22 protein-coding genes are annotated in these 22168 nt (G+C 63.2%); 15 read left to right on the forward strand and 7 right to left on the reverse strand.

Translation table 11 applies throughout. From position 1 onward, the window contains the following. The first annotated feature begins 86 nt into the window (after positions 1-86). The gene (locus BN1143_RS17810; RefSeq protein ID WP_042051586.1) at positions 87-1307 is read left to right on the forward strand and encodes an MFS transporter; all 1221 of its coding nucleotides are present in this window, start codon (positions 87-89) and stop codon (positions 1305-1307) included. Positions 1308-1494: 187 nt separating this feature from the next. Here BN1143_RS17810 and BN1143_RS17815 read toward each other — a convergent pair whose 3' ends face one another. Then, positions 1495-2679 carry a BaiN/RdsA family NAD(P)/FAD-dependent oxidoreductase gene (locus tag BN1143_RS17815; protein WP_197069885.1) on the reverse strand — a complete coding sequence of 395 codons (1185 nt, stop codon included), beginning with the start codon at positions 2677-2679 and terminating at the stop codon, positions 1495-1497. Between the two features lie 163 nt (positions 2680-2842). Then, positions 2843-3367, reverse strand: coding sequence for a non-heme ferritin (gene ftnA, locus BN1143_RS17820; protein WP_005307011.1), 525 nt, complete (start codon positions 3365-3367; stop codon positions 2843-2845). Positions 3368-3576: 209 nt separating this feature from the next. Between ftnA and BN1143_RS17825 the strand changes: the two genes are divergently transcribed. Next, the gene (locus BN1143_RS17825) at positions 3577-5367 is read left to right on the forward strand and encodes a GGDEF domain-containing protein (RefSeq protein WP_042051588.1); all 1791 of its coding nucleotides are present in this window, start codon (positions 3577-3579) and stop codon (positions 5365-5367) included. Between the two features lie 18 nt (positions 5368-5385). On the opposite strand, the gene fabV is transcribed toward BN1143_RS17825, so the two are convergent. Beyond that, positions 5386-6573 carry an enoyl-ACP reductase FabV gene (gene fabV / locus BN1143_RS17830; protein ID WP_042051589.1) on the reverse strand — a complete coding sequence of 396 codons (1188 nt, stop codon included), beginning with the start codon at positions 6571-6573 and terminating at the stop codon, positions 5386-5388. A 436-nt stretch (positions 6574-7009) separates the two neighbouring features. Between fabV and BN1143_RS17835 the strand changes: the two genes are divergently transcribed. Continuing rightward, a complete protein-coding gene (locus BN1143_RS17835; protein WP_010635648.1) occupies positions 7010-7444 on the forward strand; it encodes a universal stress protein in 435 nt (144 codons plus the stop codon). A 191-nt stretch (positions 7445-7635) separates the two neighbouring features. Further along, positions 7636-8649, forward strand: a complete 1014-nt coding sequence (gene trpS, locus BN1143_RS17840) for a tryptophan--tRNA ligase (protein ID WP_017783506.1) — start codon at positions 7636-7638, stop codon at positions 8647-8649. Here trpS and BN1143_RS17845 read toward each other — a convergent pair. Then, complete coding sequence (locus tag BN1143_RS17845; protein WP_042051590.1) at positions 8628-9602, reverse strand: LysR family transcriptional regulator; 975 nt, start codon at positions 9600-9602, stop codon at positions 8628-8630. The genes trpS and BN1143_RS17845 overlap by 22 nt on opposite strands. A 91-nt stretch (positions 9603-9693) precedes the next feature. Here BN1143_RS17845 and BN1143_RS17850 point away from each other — a divergent pair, with 91 nt between their 5' ends. Together BN1143_RS17850 and BN1143_RS22145 are read left to right on the forward strand one after the other, a co-directional pair. Next, positions 9694-10593 carry a DMT family transporter gene (locus BN1143_RS17850; protein ID WP_010635645.1) on the forward strand — a complete coding sequence of 300 codons (900 nt, stop codon included), beginning with the start codon at positions 9694-9696 and terminating at the stop codon, positions 10591-10593. Beyond that, positions 10578-10739 (forward strand): hypothetical protein, encoded by a 162-nt coding sequence (locus BN1143_RS22145; protein WP_082038627.1) that lies wholly within the window; start codon positions 10578-10580, stop codon positions 10737-10739. The genes BN1143_RS17850 and BN1143_RS22145 overlap by 16 nt, the downstream gene beginning before the upstream one ends. 135 nt (positions 10740-10874) lie before the next feature. On the opposite strand, the gene BN1143_RS17855 is transcribed toward BN1143_RS22145, so the two are convergent. Continuing rightward, positions 10875-11333, reverse strand: a complete 459-nt coding sequence (locus BN1143_RS17855; protein ID WP_042051591.1) for a DUF6314 family protein — start codon at positions 11331-11333, stop codon at positions 10875-10877. A 43-nt stretch (positions 11334-11376) separates the two neighbouring features. Between BN1143_RS17855 and BN1143_RS17860 the strand changes: the two genes are divergently transcribed. Beyond that, a complete protein-coding gene (locus BN1143_RS17860; protein WP_017766481.1) occupies positions 11377-12231 on the forward strand; it encodes a DMT family transporter in 855 nt (284 codons plus the stop codon). Positions 12232-12238: 7 nt separating this feature from the next. Here the strand turns inward: BN1143_RS17860 and BN1143_RS17865 are convergent, their stop codons facing one another. Next, positions 12239-13102: a GGDEF domain-containing protein gene (locus tag BN1143_RS17865; protein WP_042051592.1), complete on the reverse strand. Its 864-nt coding sequence runs from the start codon at positions 13100-13102 to the stop codon at positions 12239-12241. 70 nt (positions 13103-13172) lie between these two features. After that, positions 13173-13886 carry a 3-deoxy-D-manno-octulosonic acid kinase gene (locus BN1143_RS17870; RefSeq protein ID WP_026141425.1) on the reverse strand — a complete coding sequence of 238 codons (714 nt, stop codon included), beginning with the start codon at positions 13884-13886 and terminating at the stop codon, positions 13173-13175. 155 nt (positions 13887-14041) lie between these two features. Between BN1143_RS17870 and BN1143_RS17875 the strand changes: the two genes are divergently transcribed. From BN1143_RS17875 to BN1143_RS17910, 8 genes are all read left to right on the forward strand, one after another. Beyond that, a complete protein-coding gene (locus tag BN1143_RS17875; RefSeq protein WP_042051627.1) occupies positions 14042-15097 on the forward strand; it encodes a glycosyltransferase family 9 protein in 1056 nt (351 codons plus the stop codon). A gap of 304 nt (positions 15098-15401) precedes the next feature. Then, entirely contained in the window at positions 15402-16028 is a 627-nt protein-coding gene (gene gmk, locus BN1143_RS17880) for a guanylate kinase (RefSeq protein ID WP_010635638.1), read from the forward strand. Between the two features lie 79 nt (positions 16029-16107). Next, on the forward strand, positions 16108-16383 hold the full coding sequence (gene rpoZ, locus BN1143_RS17885) for a DNA-directed RNA polymerase subunit omega (protein ID WP_005307060.1): 276 nt from the start codon (positions 16108-16110) through the stop codon (positions 16381-16383). A gap of 137 nt (positions 16384-16520) precedes the next feature. Further along, complete coding sequence (gene spoT / locus BN1143_RS17890) at positions 16521-18638, forward strand: bifunctional GTP diphosphokinase/guanosine-3',5'-bis pyrophosphate 3'-pyrophosphohydrolase (protein WP_005307064.1); 2118 nt, start codon at positions 16521-16523, stop codon at positions 18636-18638. Between the two features lie 118 nt (positions 18639-18756). Next, on the forward strand, positions 18757-19485 hold the full coding sequence (gene trmH / locus BN1143_RS17895) for a tRNA (guanosine(18)-2'-O)-methyltransferase TrmH (protein WP_017783514.1): 729 nt from the start codon (positions 18757-18759) through the stop codon (positions 19483-19485). A 2-nt stretch (positions 19486-19487) separates the two neighbouring features. After that, a complete protein-coding gene (locus tag BN1143_RS17900; RefSeq protein WP_017780339.1) occupies positions 19488-20150 on the forward strand; it encodes a CatB-related O-acetyltransferase in 663 nt (220 codons plus the stop codon). After that, a complete protein-coding gene (locus tag BN1143_RS17905; RefSeq protein ID WP_042051593.1) occupies positions 20147-21187 on the forward strand; it encodes an alpha/beta fold hydrolase in 1041 nt (346 codons plus the stop codon). Before BN1143_RS17900 ends, BN1143_RS17905 begins: the two co-directional genes overlap by 4 nt. 93 nt (positions 21188-21280) lie before the next feature. Further along, a complete protein-coding gene (locus BN1143_RS17910) occupies positions 21281-22093 on the forward strand; it encodes a Cof-type HAD-IIB family hydrolase (protein WP_042051594.1) in 813 nt (270 codons plus the stop codon). The last annotated feature ends 75 nt before the right edge of the window (positions 22094-22168 follow it).

A 22168-nucleotide genomic window follows, 5' to 3' on the forward strand; every position in this document is an offset into this window, starting at 1 on the left:
CATCCCCGCACTCACCACTTTGTGGTGTCCAGACGCGTCGGGATCAGGCATGTTAAGCCATACCCAGATTCACAGAACCTGCCCTCATGGAAAAGAGCCTCAGTACCGATCAACCACTCGCCGCTGCTGCCGCGCACGATGCCTTGAATCGCACCAGCTATCCGGTGATCGCTGCCATCAGCTTCTCGCACCTGTTGAACGACATGATGCAGTCGGTGCTGCTGGCCATCTATCCGCTGCTCAAGCTCGGCCTCAACCTGTCGTTCGCCCAGATCGGCCTCATCACCCTCACCTACCAGTTCACGGGTTCGCTGTTGCAGCCGCTGATCGGCCTCTACACCGACCGCCGGCCCATGCCCTATTCATTGCCGTTCGGCATGGGTTTTACGATGATCGGCTTGCTGTCGTTGTCGCAGGCGGCCAGCTTCGGCGCCGTGCTGTTGTCGGCCATGCTGATCGGTATCGGCTCGTCGGTGTTCCACCCGGAATCGTCCCGGGTCGCCCGTATGGCAGCCGGCAGTCAGCCCGGGCTGGCGCAGTCGCTGTTCCAGATCGGCGGCAATCTGGGGTCGGCCATAGGCCCGCTGCTCGCCGCGCTGATCATAGTGCCACGGGGCCAGGGCAGCGCGGCCTGGTTCTCGCTGTTCGCCCTGGTCGGCGTCATCGTGCTCAGCCTGGTCGGGCGCTGGTCCAGCCACCACGCCGCCAACTTCCATAAACGGATGAAGGCGCACCTCGGTCACGGCCTGAGCCGCCGCCAGATCGGCTGGTCGCTGGCCATCCTCGGCCTGCTGATGTTCTCCAAATTCTTCTACATGGCCAGCCTCAGCAGCTATTACACCTTCTACCTGATGGACAAGTTCAGCCTGTCGCTGGACAGCGCCCAGCTCTATCTGTTCGCCTTCCTGTTTGCGGTCGCGGCGGGTACCGTGCTCGGCGGGCCAATTGGCGATCGCATCGGCCGCAAGCGGGTGATCTGGATCTCCATCCTCGGCGTCGCCCCCTTCACCCTGCTGCTGCCCCATGTCGACCTGTTCTGGACCTCGGTGCTCTCGGTCATCATCGGCCTGATCCTGGCCTCGGCCTTCTCTGCCATCCTGGTCTACGCCCAGGAGCTGGTCCCCGGCAAGGTCGGCACCATCTCAGGCCTGTTCTTCGGTATCGCCTTCGGCATGGGGGGCATAGGGGCGGCTCTGCTCGGTCAGCTCGCCGATGCCACCAGCATCGAGACTGTGTACCAGGTCTGCGCCTATCTGCCGCTCATCGGCCTGCTGACCGTGTTCTTGCCAACCCTTAGAAAGGGATAGCGGGCCACCCCGCGAGGGATGCAACCCATAAAAAACGCGGCCTGAGAGGCCGCGTTTGACGTGTATGAGAGCAAGGGGTAGTCAGCAGTACTGGCCGGCGACCCAGCCGCCGGGGCTACAGCCCCACTGGAAGTTGCCATCGCGAAGGCCGCTATCGCGCTCATCGACGATACAGAAGCAGCCTCCATCAGCAGTACTGGCCGGCTACCCAGCCTGATGACCAGGCCCACTGGAAGTTGTAGCCACCGAGCCAGCCGGTCACATCCACCACCTCGCCGATGAAGTAGAGGCCGGCCACCTTGCGCGCCTCCATGGTCTTGGAGGAGAGCTCGTTGGTATCAACCCCCCCCAGGGTCACTTCGGCGGTGCGATAACCCTCGGTGCCGTTCGGCAGGATCTGCCAATCCCCCAGCAGGGTGGCCACTGCCTCCAGCTCCCGCTCGTTGTACTGGCGCATCGGCTTGTTGACCAGCTGGCCCAACTCCACCAGCTTGTCGACGAAGCGCTTGGGCAGCTCGCGCCCCAGCACGGTTTTCAGCTCCTGCGCCGGATGAGCCTGGGCCCACTCCCTGAGGGTGGCGACGATGTCGAGCTCCGGCAGCAGGTTGATGTGGATCTTCTCCCCCGCCAGCCAGAAGGAGGAGATCTGCAGGATGGCCGGGCCGGAGAGACCACGATGGGTGAACAGCATGGCCTCCTTGAAGCAGGTGCCATCCTCGGCGGTCACCGCCACCGGCAGGCTGACCCCGGCCAGATCGGCGAAGGCCTCTTTCTCGGCCTGATGCAGGGTGAAGGGCACCAGCCCGGCACGGGTCGGCAGCACCTTGAGGCCGAACTGCTCCGCCAGCTTGAAGCCGTAGGGGGTAGCGCCGAGCTTCGGCATGGAGAGGCCGCCGGTTGCCACCACCAGCGAGTGGCAGGTTATCTCACCCTGACTGGTGGTCAGCACGAAGCCCTCTTCGCCCTTGCTGACGGTGAGGATCTCGGTCTGGAACTGCAGGGCCACGCCCGCCCAGTCGCACTCGGTCAGCAGGATGTCGACGATCTCCTTGGCGCTCTCGTCACAAAAGAGCTGGCCCAGCGTCTTCTCGTGATAGTTCAGGCCGTGCCGGTCTACCAGATCGATGAAATCCTGCTGGGTGTAGCGCGCCAGCGCCGACTTGCAGAAGTGAGGGTTGGCCGAGAGAAAGGCGTGGGGGCCGGCCTGATGGTTGGTGAAGTTGCAGCGGCCGCCGCCACTGATGAGGATCTTGCGGCCCGGCTTCTTGGCGTTGTCGAGCACCAGCACGGAGCGGCCCCGATAACCAGCCTGGGCCGCACACATCAAGCCGGCCGCCCCGGCGCCGATCACCACCACATCAAACTGCTTCATCATCACTCACCCATCAAAAGAAAAACGGCCCCTGTTCAAACGAGAGACCGTCATTGTACCCGGCAGACACCAGCCCAGTGGTTTCAGGGCATCTACAACAGAAAACGGCCCCTGTTAAGAGGGGCCGTCATTGTACTGGCTGAACACTAAGTGTCCATGACTATCAGGCGTTGCCATCCATGATGCTGGCCGGGGCGCCCTTGGCCAGCTCGGCCAGCTCCTTGTCGATGAAGTAGAGGCCCTTGCCGTCCTCGCCCACCAGGCTCAGACGATCGACGATGCTCTTGAACAACTTCTCCTCTTCGTGCTGCTCGGCCACGTACCACTGCAGAAAGTTGAAGGTGGAGTAGTCCTGGGTGGTGAACGCCACGTGAGCCAGGCCGTTGATGCACTTGGTGATGTGGTATTCATGCTCGAGGGTGGTGCGGAAGATGTCGCCCAGCGACTTGAACTCGTGGGGAGGGGCATCGATGGCACCCAGCAGCGGCATGGCACCGGTCTCGCTCACGTAGGTGAACAGGCGCTCCATGTGCTGACGCTCCTCGACGGCGTGCTGGCGTAGGAAGGTGGCCGCCCCCTCGAAGCCCTTGTCCTCGCACCAGGCGCTCATCTGCAGGTAGAGGTTGGAGGAATAGAATTCAAGATTAATCTGCTCGTTCAACTTCTCGATCATGGCTTTGGCCAACATGATGATTCTCCACTGTGATTTGGTCACGATTGTCGCCACAGTTGCGGCCCGACGCAACCAGATAGCGCAGCCGAAGATCCCAGTTGTGACAGCTTTTCGCCTCATCCTATCCCCCATACGGTTATAGAGAAGCAAAGAAACATGGTGTAAGTGGATTCAGCCATTATGATGGCGCCAGTGGTCGGGGAAAGGATTCAATGAGATTCATAATGGCACTGGCGCTGCTCTGGATGACCCAGTTGCAGGCAGCTCCCTCCTTGCTGAAAGAGGCTGAATTGCAGGCGGCGCGCGATCCCGTCGGCTATCTGCAGCGCCTCGACGCCAGTCCCCAGCAGGATATGGAACTGTTCTACGCCAGGTCCCTGGCCCAGGCAGCCCTTGGCCGCTATCCACAGGCCCTGCTCGACAACGCCCGGGCCCGCGGGCTGGCCAGCGCCCAGCAGGAGACCCTGCGCCTGCTCGACTTTCGCTTGCAGCAGATCGCCCTCACCCTGGACACCGAGGCGCCGGATCAGGCGCTCACCCTGCTGGAGCAGCTCAGACCCGCCGTTGCCGGCCATCCGCAACAGACCTCGGAGTGGCACGCCCTGAACGGGCTCGCGCTCTACCGCACCCAGCAACTGAGCCCGGCCATCGCCGAACTCAAGACCGCCTTTCGCCTCAAACAATCGGTACCGGACTCCCCTATCGCCAGCCTGCAGTGTGCCCGCCTGCTGATGACCCTCGGCAACCTCTATGCCGATCTGAACCTGGCGCGGGAAGCCGAAGGCTACTATCTGGAGGCGCTGCAACGCATGGTGCAGCTGGGCGAGCCCAACAGCCAGATCATCATCCGCGCCAACATGGCGCGGCTCTACATAGACACAGATCGCCCCGCCCAGGCCAGGCGGCTGCTGGACAACCTGCTCAGCAACCCGGATCTGGCGCCGGATTACCGTGCCATCATCCTCGGCTATCAGGCCATGGCGCTCAACGCCCAGCACGACTGGGCCGGCGCCCTGCGCACCCTGGACGAGGCACAGGCGCTGTATCGGCAGCTGGGCTACCCGGAAGCCGGCATGCGCCTGCAGGAGACCCGGGCCCGGGCGCTGCAGGGCAGCGGCGAGAAACAGCTGGCGCTGCAGGTGCTGACCAGCCAGGGGAGTGCGGGGGCCGCCAGCAAGGCACTGCAGGCCAGTCTGCTGGCGGACCAGGGGCGCTACCCGGAGGCCTACCAGGTACTCAGCGAATACGTGAGCGACTACAAGCAGCACTTCAACCAGACCCTGAGCCAGCATGCCGCCGCCTTCCAGGCCGAGATGGATCTGGCCCGCAGCGAGGCCAGCAACCGGGTGCTGCAGCAGGAGAACGAGAACAAGCGCCAGCAGCTGCTGCATCAGCAGAGTGCCCGCCACTACCAGTTGATGCTGGTCGGCCTGCTGGCAGGAGCCCTGCTGCTGCTCGGGCTCACCACCCATCGGCTGCACCGCAGCTCACGCCACCTCTACAAGCTGGCCACCTTCGATCAGCTGACCGAGCTGCCCAATCGCCGTGCCCTGCTGGAGCGGCTGGCCAGCCGCTGGCAGCAGGAGGGGCCGCTCACCCTGATCATCATCGACATCGATCACTTCAAGCAGATCAACGACCGTCACGGCCATCAGGCAGGGGACAGGGCTATTCAGCGGCTGGCGCGGGAGCTGAGATCCTGGGCGCCCGACCTGCAACTGGTGGGGCGCTGGGGTGGCGAGGAGTTTCTGGTAGCGGTGCCGCTGCCGGCGGCGGATTGCTGGTATCTGGCGGAGCAACTGCGCCAGCGCATCGGCCAGATCGAACAGCCACGCATGACCATCAGCATCGGAGTGGCCGGCCGCTCGGCCACCGATGACGGGCTGGGCCAGCTCATCCACCGGGCCGACATGGCCATGTATCAGGCCAAACGCCAGGGCCGCAACCAGACCATACTGGCCGCGGAGCCTGGCAGCCCCGAAGAACCGGAGGCACTGGCCAGCAGCGTGGCCTGAGCCGCAACCTCCCCTGACTCAGGGCAGCAGCTCGGTGAGGGAGGCGACATCCACCGGCTCGCCATAGTCCACCCCCGCCAGCTCGAAGCCGTTGAGCTGCATGAAGTCCTGCCGCAGCCCGGCAAAATCCCCCAGCGCGTGGAAGTTGTCCGGCGTCACCTTGGACCAGAGCGCCGAGACGGCGGCCTGCACGGCCGGGTCGAGCTCGTGGTCATCCATCCGGATCAGCCGGTTGCCATCAGCCACCACCCCTTGCGGGCCGTACATCTTGCCGGCGAACAGCCGCTGCATCTGCTCGATGCAGCCTTCGTGCACCCCGCGCTCCTTCATCACCCCCATCAACAAGCCCAGATAGACAGGCAGCACCGGAATATAGGCGCTCGCCTTGGTCACCAGCGCCTTGCAGACCGACACCCAGGCGTGGCCACCGATCTCCGCCAGCTGCAGGTTGATGGTCTCGGCGGTGGCGTGCAGGTGCTCCTTGGCATAGCCGATGGTGCCGTCCCGATAGAGGGGGTAGGTCGATTCGGGGCCGATATAGGAGTAGGCCACCGTCTGGGCGCCGGGCGCCAGGCAATCCGCCTGCTGCAGCGCCTGCAGCCAGAGCTGCCAATCCTCGCCCCCCATCACGCTGACGGTGTCGCGGATCTCCTCCGGGGTGGCCGGGTCCAGCGACTGCTGCACCAGGGTGTCCTGTTCCAGATCCAGCCCCCAGCCGCTGAATGGCAGGCCGGTGGTCTTGAGCACGGAGCGCACTTGCGTGCCGTCCGGCAGCACCCGGATGCCGCTCGCTAGCGAGTAGATCACCAGATCCACCTGTCCGAGCTGCTGGCGGATGACATCGATGGCCTGCTGACGCATCTGGTCTGAGAAAGCGTCACCGATCAGGTTGATGGCCACGCGGCCAGCCTGTTCCGCCTCCGTGCGAAACCAGATGTTGTTGTACCAGCCGGCGCTGCCCAGCCCCTTGTCGGAGGGGCCGCGCTCGAACGACACGCCAATGGTGTCGGCGCCGGCCCCGAAGGCCAAGGCGATGCGCGACGCCAGCCCGAAGCCGGACGAAGCGCCCAGCACCAGCACCCGTTTCGGCCCGTTGAACGGGCCCGCCGCCCGGATCCGCGCGATCTGCTGCAGCACGGCGGCGCGGCAGCCGATGGGGTGACAGTTGCGGGCGACGCAGCCCTGGATTTGTGGATGAATGATCATCAAGGAGTCTCCGGGAAAGGAACACGACAGCAGGAACGGCCGTGGAACGCAGCGGCGCGCCACGGTTTGCCAAGGGAACTGGCTACAGCATAACCAAGCGGGGCAGGATTACCTTGATGTCGGGCGGAATATCGGCGGGAAGAGGGCAGAAAAACAAAAGGGAGCGCGAGGCTCCCCAAAGCGGTATTCAGATGCTTTTTGTTGTTTTGTGTTCATTGCGAAACACGGGCACATCCTATGCCTGTCACCGGCTACGGGCAAGCCGGCAGGTGTGACCTGCTTCAAACTCCTGTTCGATTTATCGCCAGTTTATTGCCCATCATCGACAGCAAGCTCCATAGGAAACTCTTTTAAATCCCAAAACTGTGCCGGGGACACCATTTTAGTTTCAGCAGACATTGGTATAGTGGACTCAGGATCAGTGAGGAGAACTCCCATGAATGGAACCTATTACAAACACATACTGGCCGCGATCGACCTGTCGGAAGACAACCGCAAGGTGATCGAGAAGGCAGTCGACCGGGCCCGCTCCAACGGCGCCAAGCTGTCGGTGATCCATGTCGATGTGGACCTCAAGGATCTCTACACCGAGATGATCGATATCGACATCGACAACGTGCAGGACCAGGTGATCGCCGAGGCGAAAGAGAAGCTGGAAGCCTTCCTGGCGTCGGTGGACTACCCCATCGAGAAGAAGCTGGTGATCTGCGGCGATTTGAGCGAGCGGGTCAACCAGGCGGTCAGGGATTATCAGATCGACCTGCTGGTGTGCGGCCACCGCCAGAGCTTCTGGAGCCTGCTCACGTCGAGCGCGCGCCAGCTGATGAATACCGTGCCCTGCGATCTGCTGGTCGTCCCCTTGCAGAAGTAACTGAATAGGCGTAGTTTGATTTGCCATGAATATGACCTCGTTCAATCACAACTACTGGTGGTGCTGCTCTTAAACAGGCGGCACTGCTTTTCTATGTAAAATTTCCCAAAGAAAACACCGTGACCGCCGAGAGGCGGTCATTGTTTTCATCCCTTTGTCGCCTCCCGGCTCACCCAACTGGAGAGAGTGACATGCACAACCCCGTTATCCTGACCGGCGACCGGCCCACCGGCAAACTGCACATCGGCCACTACGTCGGCTCGCTGCGCCAGCGCGTGGCCGCCCAGCACCATTACCGCCAGTTCGTGATGATCGCCGATCTGCAGGCACTGACCGACAACGGCCACAACCCGGCCAAGGTGACCGATCACGTGCTGGAGGTGATGGCCGACTACCTGGCCGCCGGCCTCGACCCGGCAAAGACTACCTTCTGTCTGCAGAGCGCCCTGCCCGCCCTCGCCGAGCTGACGACCTATTACCTCAACCTGGTCAGCGTCGCCCGGCTGGAGCGCAACCCCACCGTCAAGGCGGAGATCCAGCAGAAAGGGTTCGAGCGCAGCCTGCCGGCCGGCTTCCTGATCTATCCGGTCAGCCAGGCCGCCGACATCACCGCCTTTCGCGCCACCCATGTGCCGGTGGGCGAGGATCAGCTGCCCATGCTGGAGCAGACCAACGAGATAGTACGCCGCTTCAATACCCTGGTTGGCAAGGAGGTGCTGACCGAGTGTCAGCCCATTCTGAGCGACACCGGCCGCCTGCCCGGCATCGACGGCAAGGCCAAGATGTCCAAGTCCCTCGGCAACACCATAGAGCTCGGCATGTCGAGCGACGAGATCAAGCAGGCGGTGTTCGCCATGTACACCGACCCCAATCACCTCAAGGTGAGCGATCCGGGTCAGGTGGAGGGCAATACGGTGTTCGCCTATCTGGATGCCTTCCACCCCGACAAGGCACTGGTGGCCGAGATGAAGGCCCACTACCAGCGCGGCGGGCTGGGGGACATGCGCTGCAAACAGGTGCTGAACGACTGCCTGCAGACCCTGCTCGCCCCGATGCGGGAACGGCGCGAGGCGGCCATCGCCGACAAGCGCCAGCTGCTGCGCCTGTTGCAGCAGGGCACCGAGCAGGCGCGCGCCCTGACCGACGAGGTGCTGGCCGAGGTGAAGGGGGCGATGGGGCTCGACTACTTCGCCGGATTGAACTGATCCGCCCCGCGCTGCGCCGGGCTGCCGAGCGCATCCGCCCCGTAGCGCTCGAACGCCAGCCGGTGCAACAGCCCCTTGAACCAGCCGATCGCCTCGTCATGGGCGGTGAGCGGGTGGCCCGCCATCAGGTAGACGATGGGGATGTCGGGGTCCAGCTGGTGCAGGCGCAGCGGGTAGTAGCGGCAGAAGTGGCGCCCGATCATCTCGGGCACGACCACCAGATAGCGGCCGGTGGCCATCAGCGGCGGCACCGCCATAAAGCTCGGTAGCCGGACACCCAATTCACGCTCCACCCCGAAACGGGCCAGCCAGAGATCCACCATGGCCTGGCTGTGACCCCAGCTGGAGGTGTGGATATGGGGCCGGCTGACCAGATCGTCCGGCCCCAGCACGTCCGGCAGTTCGCTGCCAAGGGGCGACAGACAGACCAGTGGGTTATTGAACCAGGGTTCGCGCCACAGCCGGGGCGAGAGGTGGTTGGCATCGGCGAAACCGATCACCAGATCCAGCTCCCCCTTCTCCAGCTCCCGCTCGTAGTCGCTATTGGCCAGCTCGCACACCTCCAGCCGGCAGTGAGGGGCATGCCGGTGCAGCCGCTCCACCAGCGCCGGCACCAGACCGTGTTCCACCGAACCCGGGGTGGCGATGCGAAAGATCCGCCGCGCACTGGCGGGGTCGAACCCCTTGGCCTGCCGCAACCCCTGCTCCAGCATGGCCAGCGCCTGGCGCACCGGGCCGGCCAGCGCCTTGGCGCGCTCGGTCGGCATCATCTCGCGCCGGCTCATCACGAACAGGGGATCGTCCAGCGCCGTTCGCAGCCGCCCCAGCGCATGACTGACGGTGGACTGGGAGAGGTGCAGCCGCTCGGCGGCACGGGTGACGTTGCGCTCCTGCATCAGCATGTCGAACACGGTGAGCAGGTTGAGGTCGAGGCGGGAAAGGGGCAGTTCCATCGATATTGGCCATGGTTGGATGACGACAATTCATTTTTGGCATAGTAGCAGATTGCATAGAATGCGCAGGCGAATTACATCGGAGATTAAAATGCGTAGCTATCTGTTGTTGCTGGCGATTGGCCTGTTGTGGGGCTCCCAGTTCATTTTCATGCATCAGGCCGTCACCGAATTACCCCCTATCATGGTGGCAGCGGGTCGCGCCTTGTGTGGCAGCCTGACCCTGGGTCTGCTCTGCCTGTTCATGCGTCTCAAGAGCGAGCACACCCCGTGGCGTACCTACATGCTGATCGCCCTGCTCGATGCCACCCTGCCCTTCATCATGGTGGCCTGGGGTCAACAGTATGTGGATAGCGCCATCGCCGCCGTGGTAATGGGTTGTATCCCGTTTGTCACCATCCTGATGGCACCCTTGTTGGTTTCTGGTGAAAAAATCACCAAGGGCGGTCTCGTCTCCGTGATCATCGGCTTCGTCGGCGTACTGGTGCTGTTCTGGCCGAAACTGGCCAGCGGGATGAATGCCGGCCTGCTCGGCGCCATGGCCATCCTGTTCGGTGCCAGCTGCTTCGCCATCGGCCTGCTGATGATCAAGCGCTTCGCCAAGGACCACCCGGTGGTCGTGGCACGCAACATCCTGATCTCCTCGGCAATCCAGCTGCTGCTGGCCGCACCGTTCGTCACCGATCTGAGCGCGCTCACCCTGCCGAGCCAGCAGGCCATCGGCGCCGTCGCGGTGCTCGGTGTGTTCTGTACCGGTCTGGTCTACTTCCTCTACATGGCGCTGATCCAGAAGGCGGGCCCGACCTTCGCCTCCTTCAGCAACTACCTGGTGCCGCTGTTCGGCGTCATGCTGGGTGCCCTGTTCCTCGGCGAGCAGATCCAGTCCACCACCGGTGTGGCACTGGCCCTGATCCTGGGCTCGGTGGCCCTCAACCAATGGGCCCAGCAGCGCCGCGTCCAGCGGGAGGCTGCCCTATGTCAGGCATCCTGACCACGCTCTGCGGCGGCCTGGTGGTGATCGCCGGCTGGCAGTATCGCCAGCGGCTGGTGGGTCTGCTCGGGCTGTTGATGATGCTGCTGCCCTGGTTCTTCGACAGCAAGCTGCAAGCCATGCTGAGCTATGCGTTGAGCGCCTGAGGTCTGTTTCTGAATGTGTGACGAGAGTGTATCTCTCCTGTTTTTGGGACCGTTTTAAAAAAACCTCCGATTTGTCCCCTCTACCGGCGCTCTGCGCCGGTTTTTTTATGCCCGCCTGGCGGCCTTGCCGTCCCATCACGCCAGATAGCGATAACTCAGCCGCTCGTTCTTGCGCGGGCCTGTGATCTGCCAGCCGAGCAGAAAACCGCCCTCGGTCGGCGTCAGCTCGGCGCTGTAGTGATCCTGGCCACACAGATGGGGTTCGGCGGTGAGCCAGCGACCATCCGTCTGAGGCAGCAGCTCGAACAGCACCACCGGCTGTTCATAGCGCAGATGGGAGAGCCGGATCCCCTGCTCGCCGCGCTGCCACCAGAAGCGATTGTGCATGGTCAGCACCCGGCCATGGGGCGTGGTATAGCGACCCGTCTCGACAAACAACCAGCCGCCATGGTGATCGGTCACCACCACCTCCCCCTCGCCGCTGCCACTCCAGTCGGTGGCGGAGCCTGCCCTGTTGCTCGCACTAAAGGCAAATGCTCCGATCTGTGGCAACTGGCGCCATAAACGCTGGATCACGGCTTCCTTCTCGGCCATCATAGCCCCCTTCAAAATTGACAACTGACGACAAATCAACCACATGAACTACTTGATAGGGGTTACCCTGCTCTGGTCATTCTCCTTCAGCCTGATCGGGGTCTACCTCGCCGGCCAGGTGGATGCCTACTTCTCGGTGCTGACCCGCATCGTGCTCGCCAGCCTGGTGTTCCTGCCCTTCCTGCGCCGCCGCTGGCTGCGGCCCGACCTGGTGGCCAAGCTGATGGCCCTCGGTGCCACCCAGCTCGGCATCATGTATCTGTTCTATTACCACTCCTTCCTGCTGCTGACGGTGCCGGAAGTGCTGGTGTTCACCATCTTCACCCCCATCTACGTCACCCTGATCCACGATCTGCTGGAGCGGCGCTTCAAGCCGATCTATCTGTGGGGAGCACTGCTGGCGGTGCTGGGGGCGGCCGTCATCCGCTTCGACGGGCTGACCGAAAGCTACGTGCTGGGCTTCCTGGTGGTGCAGGGTGCCAACGTCTGCTTCGCCCTGGGTCAGGTGGGCTACAAGGTACTGCTGGCACGGGAGGAACAGCAACCGCCGCAACTGGCGGTGTTCGGCTGCTTCTATCTGGGCGCCCTGGCCGTGGCCCTGCCCGCCTGGTGGCTGCTCGGCACGCCGCAATACCCCACCAGCGCCCTGCAGTGGGGCATATTGCTGTGGCTGGGGATCGGCGCCTCGGGCCTTGGTTACTTCCTGTGGAACAAGGGGGCGACCCAGGTCAGCAGCGGGGTGCTGGCGATCATGAACAACGCCCTGATCCCGGCGGGTCTTCTGGTCAACCTAGTGCTGTGGGGCAAGGATACCGACCTGCTCAGGCTCAGCCTGGGCGGCCTGCTGATGCTGGCCTCCCTCTGGGTGTGCCAGCGTCATGGGGTAAGTGAGCGCTGACTAAAAATCAGCCAACGACTGTGTTGTGCTCCCGTCTGGCCTGACCGTGACAGGTGGCCAGCCGGGCCAGCAGGTGATCGATCTGTTCGCCGGCCTGACTCTGCACCAGCCCGATGCTGACGGTTACCGGCCGCTGCGGCAGCAGGCTGGCATCGGCGATCTCCATCCGCAGCCGCTCGGCAATCTCGAGGCCGCTCAGCCGGTCGGTCTGGGAGAGCATCAGGATGAAGCCGTCTTCGTCCCAGCGGGCGAAGGGATCTTCCCGCCGCAGCTCGTGACGCACGATGCGGGCCAGCTTGGCCAGCATGGCGTCGCAGGCCACCTCGCCAAACAGCTGCTGGATCTTGGCTCTGTGATCGACGGTGAATTGCAGCAGGCTGAAGCTGCCGCTCGCGCTGGCCAGCCGCTCATCGAGCAGCTGTTCGAAGCGGCTGCGGCTCTCCAGCCCGGTGAGGGGATCGGTACCGTGCCGCTCCTCCACCTGTACCGCCTGCGGTTCGAGCAGACGTACCACCCCCAGCACCTGGCCGTGGACATCGCGCCTGGCCCGCTCTTCCAGCCGGACATAGTGGCCATCGTGATGCAGGATCCGGTATTCGAGCCGGATCTGGGCCACCCGCCCGCTCTGGCAGGCCAGCTGCGCCTCCTGCAGGCTCCCCAGATCGTCGGGGTGCACCCGCTCCAGCCAGCCGAGATCATCCAGACCGGCTTCGTTCAATCCCAGCAGCCGCAGACAGGAGGGATCCCGCTGCACGCCCTGCTGCGGACTCCAGCTCCAGAGCCCTGCCTCCAGCAAGGCGATGGCATCCGCCATCAGCGCCAGATCAAACCGGGTAATTGCCTCCCTGAGGGGAGCCTTGAGCATGTCCATCGAGCGCCTCGACACCGAATCTGAAGACCTTCTCAATAAGTAACATTGGCTCTCGCGCCGAGCAACAGGGTCAGCTCGCTTTTCCTTGATAGCCGTTCATCAGGGCCTGCCAGTTCTCCGGCACGAAGTGAAAACTGGTATGCAGCTGGGACTCCTTGTTGAAGGAGCGCAGCAAGCGTTCCAAGTTGGCCTGCTGCCAGTTGCCGGGCGAGCGGATGGCCCCCTTGTCGAAGTCGATCACCCACACCTTGCCCTCCTTGTCGAGCAACAGGTTGTGGCTGTTGAGATCGGCGTGATAGACCCCGGCGTCGTGCAACTGGCGCACCGTCTGGCCCACCTTGTGCCACACCTCGCCGGCGATCGGCCCCTGCTTGAGCAGGGCCACTAGATCCTTGGCACCGCGAATGCGCTCGATCAGGATGTCGGCGCGATAGAAGGGGCCCTGTTTGGCCATGCGGGCGGCAAACGGGCGCGGCACCGGCAACCCCTGGGCGCTCAACTTGGCCAGCAGGCTGTATTCGGCCATGGCCCGGCTAGACTCCACCCCCTCGAACCAGAAGCGATCCCGCACCACCTTGCCCACCATGCCCCCGCGGTAGTAGTGACGCAGCACCAGGTGGCGGGATTCATCCTTCACGAACCAGGTCACGCCGCGGCCGATGGAGGTACCCACCACCTGCCGGTTGTTCTGCCACCAGGCCGGATCAAACAGCTCGGGAGAAGGGTCGCGAAACGCCCCTTCGGCATACCAGCAGATCTGGTTGTGTTCGGTCTGAATTTGCATCTTGGTCATTCCGGTCGGTCATCGCTACGGGTTGGCGCTCAGGGCCAGGGCAACAGGGGCCCGATGGGGCCGGCTGCCAGTCGTGCGCAATTTTACAATCCACAGGGGAGTTTGCATAATGCCATCCATCCATTTTGCCATCGTTGCGCCACATCATGCCGCTGTTCCAAACGCCGCCCTCCTCCATCTGCATCCTGCGGCTCTCCGCCATCGGCGACTGCTGCCACGCGCTGGCGCTGGTGCGCGTCATCCAGCGTGCCTGGCCCCAGACCCGCATCACCTGGATCACCGGCAAGATTGAGGCGACCCTGTTTGCCGATCTGCCCGGGGTCGAGGTCATCCCCTTCGACAAGAGCAAGGGCTGGCGCGGCTATCGCGAGCTGTGGCAAACCCTCAGGGGGCGCCAATTCGATGCCCTGCTGCACCTGCAGGCCGCCATGCGGGCCAGCATCGCCACCCTCGGCATCAAGGCCAAGGTCAAACTCGGGTTTGATCGGGAACGGGCCAGCGACGGCCAGTGGTTGTTCACCAACCACAAGGTGCCATCCCCCGCCTCGCCTCACGTGCTGGACGGTTTCCTCGCCTTTGCCAAAGAGCTCGGCATCCAGGATCTGACCCCGGACTGGCAACTGCCCATCAGCGCCGAGCACCAGGCCTGGGCGAAGGAGAAGATCGACGGCAAGCCGACCCTGCTCATCTGCGCCGCCGCCAGCAAGGCCTTCAAGAACTGGACTGCCGCCGGCTATGCCGCACTGGCGGATCACGCCGCCAGCAAGGGGTTTCAGGTCTATCTGTGTGGCGGGCCGGCCAAGCTGGAGCGGGATCTGGCCGCCAATATTCAGCAGCTGAGCCGCAGCAAGCCGGTGGATCTGGTGGGGCAGACCAACCTCAAGCAACTGCTGGCGCTGATCAAGGAGGCCAGCCTGGTGCTGGCTCCCGATACCGGCCCGGCTCACATGGCCACCCTGGTGGGTACGCCGGTGCTCGGCCTCTATGCCCATCACAACCCGGATCGTACCGGCCCCTATCTGTGCCGCGACTACGCGGTCAGCGTCTATCAGGAGCTGATTGAGCAGGAGACCGGCAAGCCGCTGGCCGAGCTTGGCTGGCGCACCCGCCTCAAGGATCCGGACGCCATGGGCAAAATCACCAGCGAACGGGTCATCGCCGCCTTCGACCGGCTCTGCGCCGAGCACCAACTGCCGCGCTGATGATGCGCGCAACTCGGAAATCCCGAAGCCAGCGGCAGGGATAATCTGCTGGCCCGCCCCGGCAACGGCAGGCAGAATGAGGGCTGATGTGGGTTACGCTCCCGCAGCAAGCTACGAATACTTTGATCGGCTGGAATATGATTCCGGCCGTTTTTTTATCCGCTGCCTTCTGTTAAAATTCGCCGCCTTTACATCCCTCTTCTTCAAGAATTTTCCGCGTTTCGGATTTGGCTGTCTCCCTTTCGGGCACAAGACGGCGGCCTCTGCTACAACCAAAACACGGGTTTAGATTAAAGGTACAGACATGGCGCAACAAGGCACTCTCTATATCATCTCCTCCCCGAGCGGAGCAGGTAAATCCAGCCTGCTCAATGCCTTGCTGACCAAGCACAACAGCGCAGGCAAGATGCAGCTGTCGGTCTCCCACACCACCCGCGCCACCCGTCCCGGTGAAGAGCACGGGGTGCACTACCACTTCGTCAAGGTGGAAGAGTTCAAGGCGCTGATCGAGCGTGGCGACTTTCTGGAGTGGGCCGAGGTGTTCGGCAACTACTACGGCACCTCCCGCGCCGCCATCGAAGCCTGCCTGGCGCAGGGCATCGACGTCTTCCTCGACATCGACTGGCAGGGTGCCCGCCAGATCCGCGAGCAGATGCCGACCAAGTCCATCTTCATCCTGCCCCCCAGCCGCGAAGAGCTGGAGCGCCGCCTGATCGGCCGCGGCCAGGACAGTGCAGAGGTGATCAAGGGCCGGATGGATAAAGCCATTGCCGAAATGGTGCACTACGACGAGTATGACTATGTCATCATCAACGAAGACTTTGAGCAGGCGCTGTTCCAGCTCAGGGCCATCATCGAGTGCCAACGGCTGGAATTGCGCCAGCAGCAGCAGGCCCAACAAAACTTGCTGCAACAGCTACTGGCAGAATAGGCCAAAAACAAGTAAACTTTTGCGTCATTTTTAAACACCGCTTTTTTAAACCGAGAAAGCCCAAACACTGGAGTCCTGCATGGCACGCGTTACTGTAGAAGATGCTGTAAAACAGGTAGGTAACCGTTTTGACCTGGTGCTGGTCGCCGCACGCCGCGCCCGTCAAATCGCGGTTCAAGGCAAAGATCCCCTGGTTGACGAAGAGAACGACAAGCCGACCGTGATCGCCCTGCGTGAGATCGAACTGGGTCTGGTGAACAACCAGGTGATGGACACCCAGGACCGTTACGAGCAGCAAGAGCAGGAAGCCGCCGAGCTGGCTGCCGTTGCTGCCATCGCCGAAGGCCGCGGTTAAGTCAGCTGTTTCCTATAGTCGGCGCCCGTCCGGGCGCCGACTGTTCTCCCCCATTTACAACCGCTCGAAAACCTCGCAAACTCAGGACTATACCCTCTATATCCACGGATTGCCGTTTCACCGCTGCGGGGACTGTCTTGTATTTATTTGAAAATCTTAAAGAAATAGCCAGTTCCTACCTGCCACCCGAGCAGGTGGAGAAGCTCAGGCAAGCCTATGTGGTGGCCCGTGATGCTCACCAGGGACAGATGCGTTCCAGCGGCGAGCCCTACATCACCCACCCGGTTGCCGTTGCCCGCATTCTCGGCGACATGCGCCTCGATCATGAAACCCTGATGGCCGCCGTGCTGCACGACGTCATCGAAGATACTCCTGTCACCAAGGCCGACCTGGCCGAACTGTTTGGCGATGCCGTCGCCGAGCTGGTTTCCGGCGTCTCCAAGCTCGACAAGCTGAAGTTTCGCGATCGCAAGGAGGCCCAGGCCGAGAACTTCCGCAAGATGGTGATGGCCATGACCCAGGATATCCGGGTCATCCTGATCAAGCTGGCCGACCGCACCCACAACATGCGCACCCTGGGCTCGCTGCGACCTGACAAGCGCCGCCGCATCGCCCGGGAAACCCTCGAGATCTTCGCCCCCATCGCCAACCGCCTCGGTATCCACACCATGAAGAACGAGCTGGAAGAGCTGGGCTTCGAGGCGCTCTACCCCATGCGCTCGCGGGTGTTGCGCGAATCGGTACGGCGCGCCCGCGGCAATCGCCGCGAGATCATCGACTCCATCCAGAGCGAGATTGAAGGCCGGCTGCGCGAGGCAGGCATCGAATCCCAGGTCAGCGGCCGCGAGAAGAACCTGTTCTCCATCTACAACAAGATGGAGAAAAAAGAGCTGCAATTTCATGAGGTAATGGATATCTACGCCTTTCGTGTGAGGGTGAAGGACATAGATACCTGTTACCGGGTGCTGGGCCAGATGCACAGCCTCTACAAGCCCCGCCCCGGCCGCTTCAAGGATTACATCGCCATCCCCAAGACCAACGGCTACCAGTCGCTGCACACCTCGCTGGTGGGGCCGCACGGGGTGCCGGTGGAGGTGCAGATCCGCACCGAATTCATGGACCAGATGGCCGACAAGGGCGTCGCCGCCCACTGGGCCTACAAGCAGGATGGCGACAGCTCGGGCACCACGGCCCAGATCCGCGCCCAGCGCTGGATGCAGAGCCTGCTCGAGCTGCAGCAGAGCGCCGGCAGCTCCTTTGAATTCATCGAGGGGGTCAAGACCGACCTCTTCCCTGACGAGATCTACGTGTTCACACCGGAAGGGCGCATCATGGAGCTGCCCGCCGGGGCCACTCCGGTGGACTTCGCCTACACGGTGCACACCGACATCGGCCACGCCTGTGTCGGCTCGCGGGTCGACCGCCACCCCTATCCGCTGAGCAGCCCGCTGCACTCCGGCCAGACGGTGGAGATCATCACGGCACCGGGGGCCCGCCCGAACGCGGCCTGGCTCAACTTCGTGGTGACCACCAAGGCCCGTTCCAAGATCCGCCAGTTCCTCAAGAACCTGCGCACCGAGGAGTCGGTAGTGCTGGGTCGCCGCCTGCTCAACCATGCGCTCGGCGCCAAAAACATCGAAGACATCCCCGAGCCGCGCATCAAGCAGGTGCTGGCCGACACCAAGCATGAGAATCTGCAGGGCCTGCTGGCCGACGTGGGCCTTGGCAACGCCATGAGTGTGATGGTGGCGCGCCGCATGCTGGGAGATGAACTGCCGCCGGAAGAGCAGCCCAAGTCCAGCAGCAAGAAGATGCCGATCAAGGGTGCCGACGGCATGCTGGTCACCTTTGCCAACTGCTGCCGCCCGATCCCGGGGGACGCCATCATCGCCCACATCAGCCCGGGCAAGGGGCTGGTGATCCATCAGGAAGCCTGCCGCAACATCAAGGGCTACAGCAAGGAGCCGGACAAGTACCTGCCGGTGCAATGGGAAGTGGACAAGGAGCAGGAACAGGAGTTCCGCACCGGCATCAGCATCGAGATCGTCAACCACCAGGGCGCTCTGGCGGAGCTGGCCAACGTGATTGCCGCCACCGGCGCCAACATTCACGCCATCAGCACCGAAGAGAAGGATGGCCGGGTCTATCTGGTCACCCTGCTCATCACCACCAAGAGCCGGATCCACCTCGCCAACATCATGCGCAAGATCCGGGTGATGCCGAACGTGCTCAAGGTGAGCCGGCAGAAAAACTGAACACAGGCGGCGCAAGCCGCCTGCTGCTTTTCAAGAGACATGCTGGCCCGGCGCCAGCCCGATTTGACCCTGTGCATGCAAGCGATGCGCGCACCAGCCTCACCCGATAGAAACTGACATGACACCTGAACGCTTCAAACGAATTTCCGACATGCTGGCCCAGCGCCAGCTCGATCTGACCGTCTGCATGGAAGAGGTCCACAAGCCGCACAACCTGGCCGCCATCGTGCGCACCGCCGATGCCATCGGCATCCACCGGGTACACGCGGTCTGGCCCAAGAGCTGGATCCACAAACGCAAGGGTACCGCCCGCGGCAGCCAGAACTGGGTGGACGTGAAGTTGCACCCGGACATCGGCAGCGCGGTGGCCGAGCTCAAGGCCTCCGGCATGCAGATCCTGGCGACCCACCTCTCCGACAGCTCGGTGGATTTTCGCGCCATCGACTACACCAAACCCACCGCCATCCTGGTGGGCCAGGAGAAGCACGGCATCGGCGAAGAGGCGCTGGCCCTGGCCGATCACCATATCGTCATCCCCATGGTGGGCATGGTGCAGTCCCTCAACGTCTCGGTGGCCGCCGCCGCCATCCTCTACGAGGCCCAGCGCCAACGCGAGCTGGCCGGCTGTTATCAACGCGGCTGCCCCTTAAGCCTGGAAGAGCAGAACAGCATACTGTTCGAGGGGGGCTACCCCGTCTATGCCCAGCTCTGCAAGGAGAAGGAGATGCCCTATCCCCAGCTCGGCCCGGCCGGTGAGATCCTGGCTGACGAGCAGTGGTGGCAGCAGATGCAGCTGACCCGCAAAGGCTGGGCAGCACAGCAAGATGAGCAATTACAGGAGCAATAATAATGAATAGTCCCTTTGGCAGCTGGCTTGAGTCCCAGGTAATACGGGATCATCTCAGCAACCCCAATATCGAGGCGGGCGACTACAGCTACTACTCCGGCTACTACCATGGCAAGACGTTCGAGGATCACTGCGTACGCTATCTGCTGGGTGACGGCTCGACCCGGGAGACCTGGGAGAGCGGCATCTGGGGCGAGGTGGATCGCCTGCTCATCGGCAAGTTCTGCTCCATCGGCTCGGGTGCCACCTTCCTGCTGGCCGGCAATCAGGGCCATCGCATGGAGTGGGTATCCACCTTCCCGTTCGATCCGGGCACCTTTGGCGAGGGGGTGCAGAGCGGCTTCCAACGCAAAGGGGATACCCGGGTCGGCAATGACGTCTGGATCGGCTCGGAAGCCATGATCATGCCGGGTATCACCATAGGCGATGGCGCCGTTATCGCCACCCGCGCCGTGGTCACCCGGGATGTGGAGCCCTACACCATAGTCGGCGGCAACCCGGCCAAGCCGATCCGTCGCCGCTTCGGCGATGAGCAGATTGCCCTGCTGCAGGAGATGCGGTGGTGGGACTGGCCGCTGCCGCGCCTGCAGGCGGCCATGCCGCTGCTCTGCTCGGGCGACATCGAGGGGCTTTACCAGCACTGGCAGCAAGAGTCGGCATCATGAAGCTGATATCGCCCGCCCTGCTGGCCCTGACCCTGTTTTCCGCCGGAGCCCTCGCCGTGAACAATCCCTACCAGCTGACGCCGGAAGCCGACGTCGCCACCCTCCATCAGCAGACGCTGCCCGACTTCTGGCGCCAGCACGCCGTCGAGAGTGCCTTCAAGGGCAAGGATGGCGTCACCATCCGCTATGCCGCCCTGCGCCAGGCCAAGGTCGATCGCGCCATCCTCATCGTCAACGGCCGGGTCGAAAGCTACCTCAAGTATCAGGAGCTGGCCTGGGATCTGTGGCGTCAGGGCTACAGCCTCTACCTCATCGACCACCGCGGCCAGGGCTTGTCCGATCGGCTGCTGGCCGACCAGGAGAAGGGCTATGTCGACCAGTTCGACGATTATGTGCTCGATCTCAAGCAGTTTCATGACGAGGTGATCGCCCCGGACCAGCCCGCCAAGCTGTTCCTGCTGGCCCACTCCATGGGCGGCGCCATCTCGGCCCGCTATCTGGAGCGCTGGCCCGGTGACATCGAGGCGGCCGTGCTCTCCTCCCCCATGATGGGCATCAATCTGGGCGGCCTGCCCAAGTGGCTGGCCAAGGGGCTGGCGGCCACCATAGGCACGGTCGGCGGCTGGCTGGGCGAGCCTCCCTACGGCCCGGGTCAGGGCCCGTACGAGAGCCACGACTTTGCCGACAACGGTCTGAGCCACAGCGCAGCCCGCTATCAGGCCTTTCGCGAGCTCTATGAGCAGCGCCCGCAGATCAAGCTGGGAGGTGCCACCGCCCACTGGATCTATCAGGGGCTGACGGGGGCGGACGCCGCCGTGGCCGAGGCTGGCGCCATCAAGACGCCGCTGCTGCTGCTGCAGGCCGGTGACGACGGCGTGGTGGACAACGCGGCGCAGGATGCCTTCTGCGCGCTCGCCCGCTGCGAAGGGGGCAAGCCGCTGCGCATCGAAGGGGCCTGGCACGAGCTGTTCATGGAGGCCGATCCCCAGCGCCAGGCCGCGCTCAACGCTACCCTGGCCTTCTTCGCGCGCTACTGACGTCTGGTTATTTTTTGTATCCCTAAATAAATGGGGTCGCGGGAGCGGTTGCTGTACACTGCTCCCGCTTTCATTCGTAACCCCGAGGTGATGATGTATAAGGTCGTTGTATCTGATCTCGATGGCACCCTGCTCAACGGGCAGCACCAGATCTCCCCCCGCACCCGCGATACCCTGCACCGTCTGGTGGATCAGGGAGTCAAGTTCGTGGTGGCCACCGGCCGTCACCATGTGGATGTGCGCAGCATCCGCGACACGCTCGGGCTCGACATCTATCTCATCACCTCCAATGGCGCCGTGGTGCACGACAAGCAGGATCAGCTGATCTTCAACCAGGCCCTGCCGGACAGCGTGGCGGCCGAGCTGATCGCGCTGGAGCGCGCCCCCTCCATCCACATCAACCTCTACTACGGCGACGAGTGGCTGGTAGAAGAGGAGATGCCCTGGCTGCTGCAGTTCCATCATGAATCCGGCTTCAGCTACCGCCTGACCGATCTCGCCAGCCACCCGCTGGACAAGGTCAACAAGGTGTTTTACATCGGCGAGCACGAGAAGCTGCTGCAGATAGAGGCAGAGCTGAACCAGCGTTATGGTGATCGGCTCAACGTCACCTTCTCCCTGCCGGACTGTCTCGAGGTGATGCACGCCGGAGTGCACAAGGGCAATGCGGTGCGCGCCGTGCTGGAGCAGCACGGGCTGGAGATGTCCCAGGCGGTGGCCTTTGGCGACGGCATGAACGACTTCGAGATGCTGAGCATGGTCGGCCGCGGCGTGGTGATGGGCAATGCCCACGACCGGCTCAAGCTGGCGCTGGCCAACCACGAGCAGACCCTGAGCTCCGATGAGGACGGCGTCGCCGTCTATCTGGAGCAGCTGTTCGCCCTGCAGGGCGTTGACGTCGCCTGAGACAAGGCGCCATGAGCCACGCTGCGGCTCATGGCGTGCTCCCACCCGGATAATCCTCCGAACGAGCAGGCCGGC

It is taken from the genome of Aeromonas dhakensis (assembly GCF_000820305.1).
Classification (GTDB): Bacteria; Pseudomonadota; Gammaproteobacteria; order Enterobacterales; family Aeromonadaceae; genus Aeromonas; species Aeromonas dhakensis.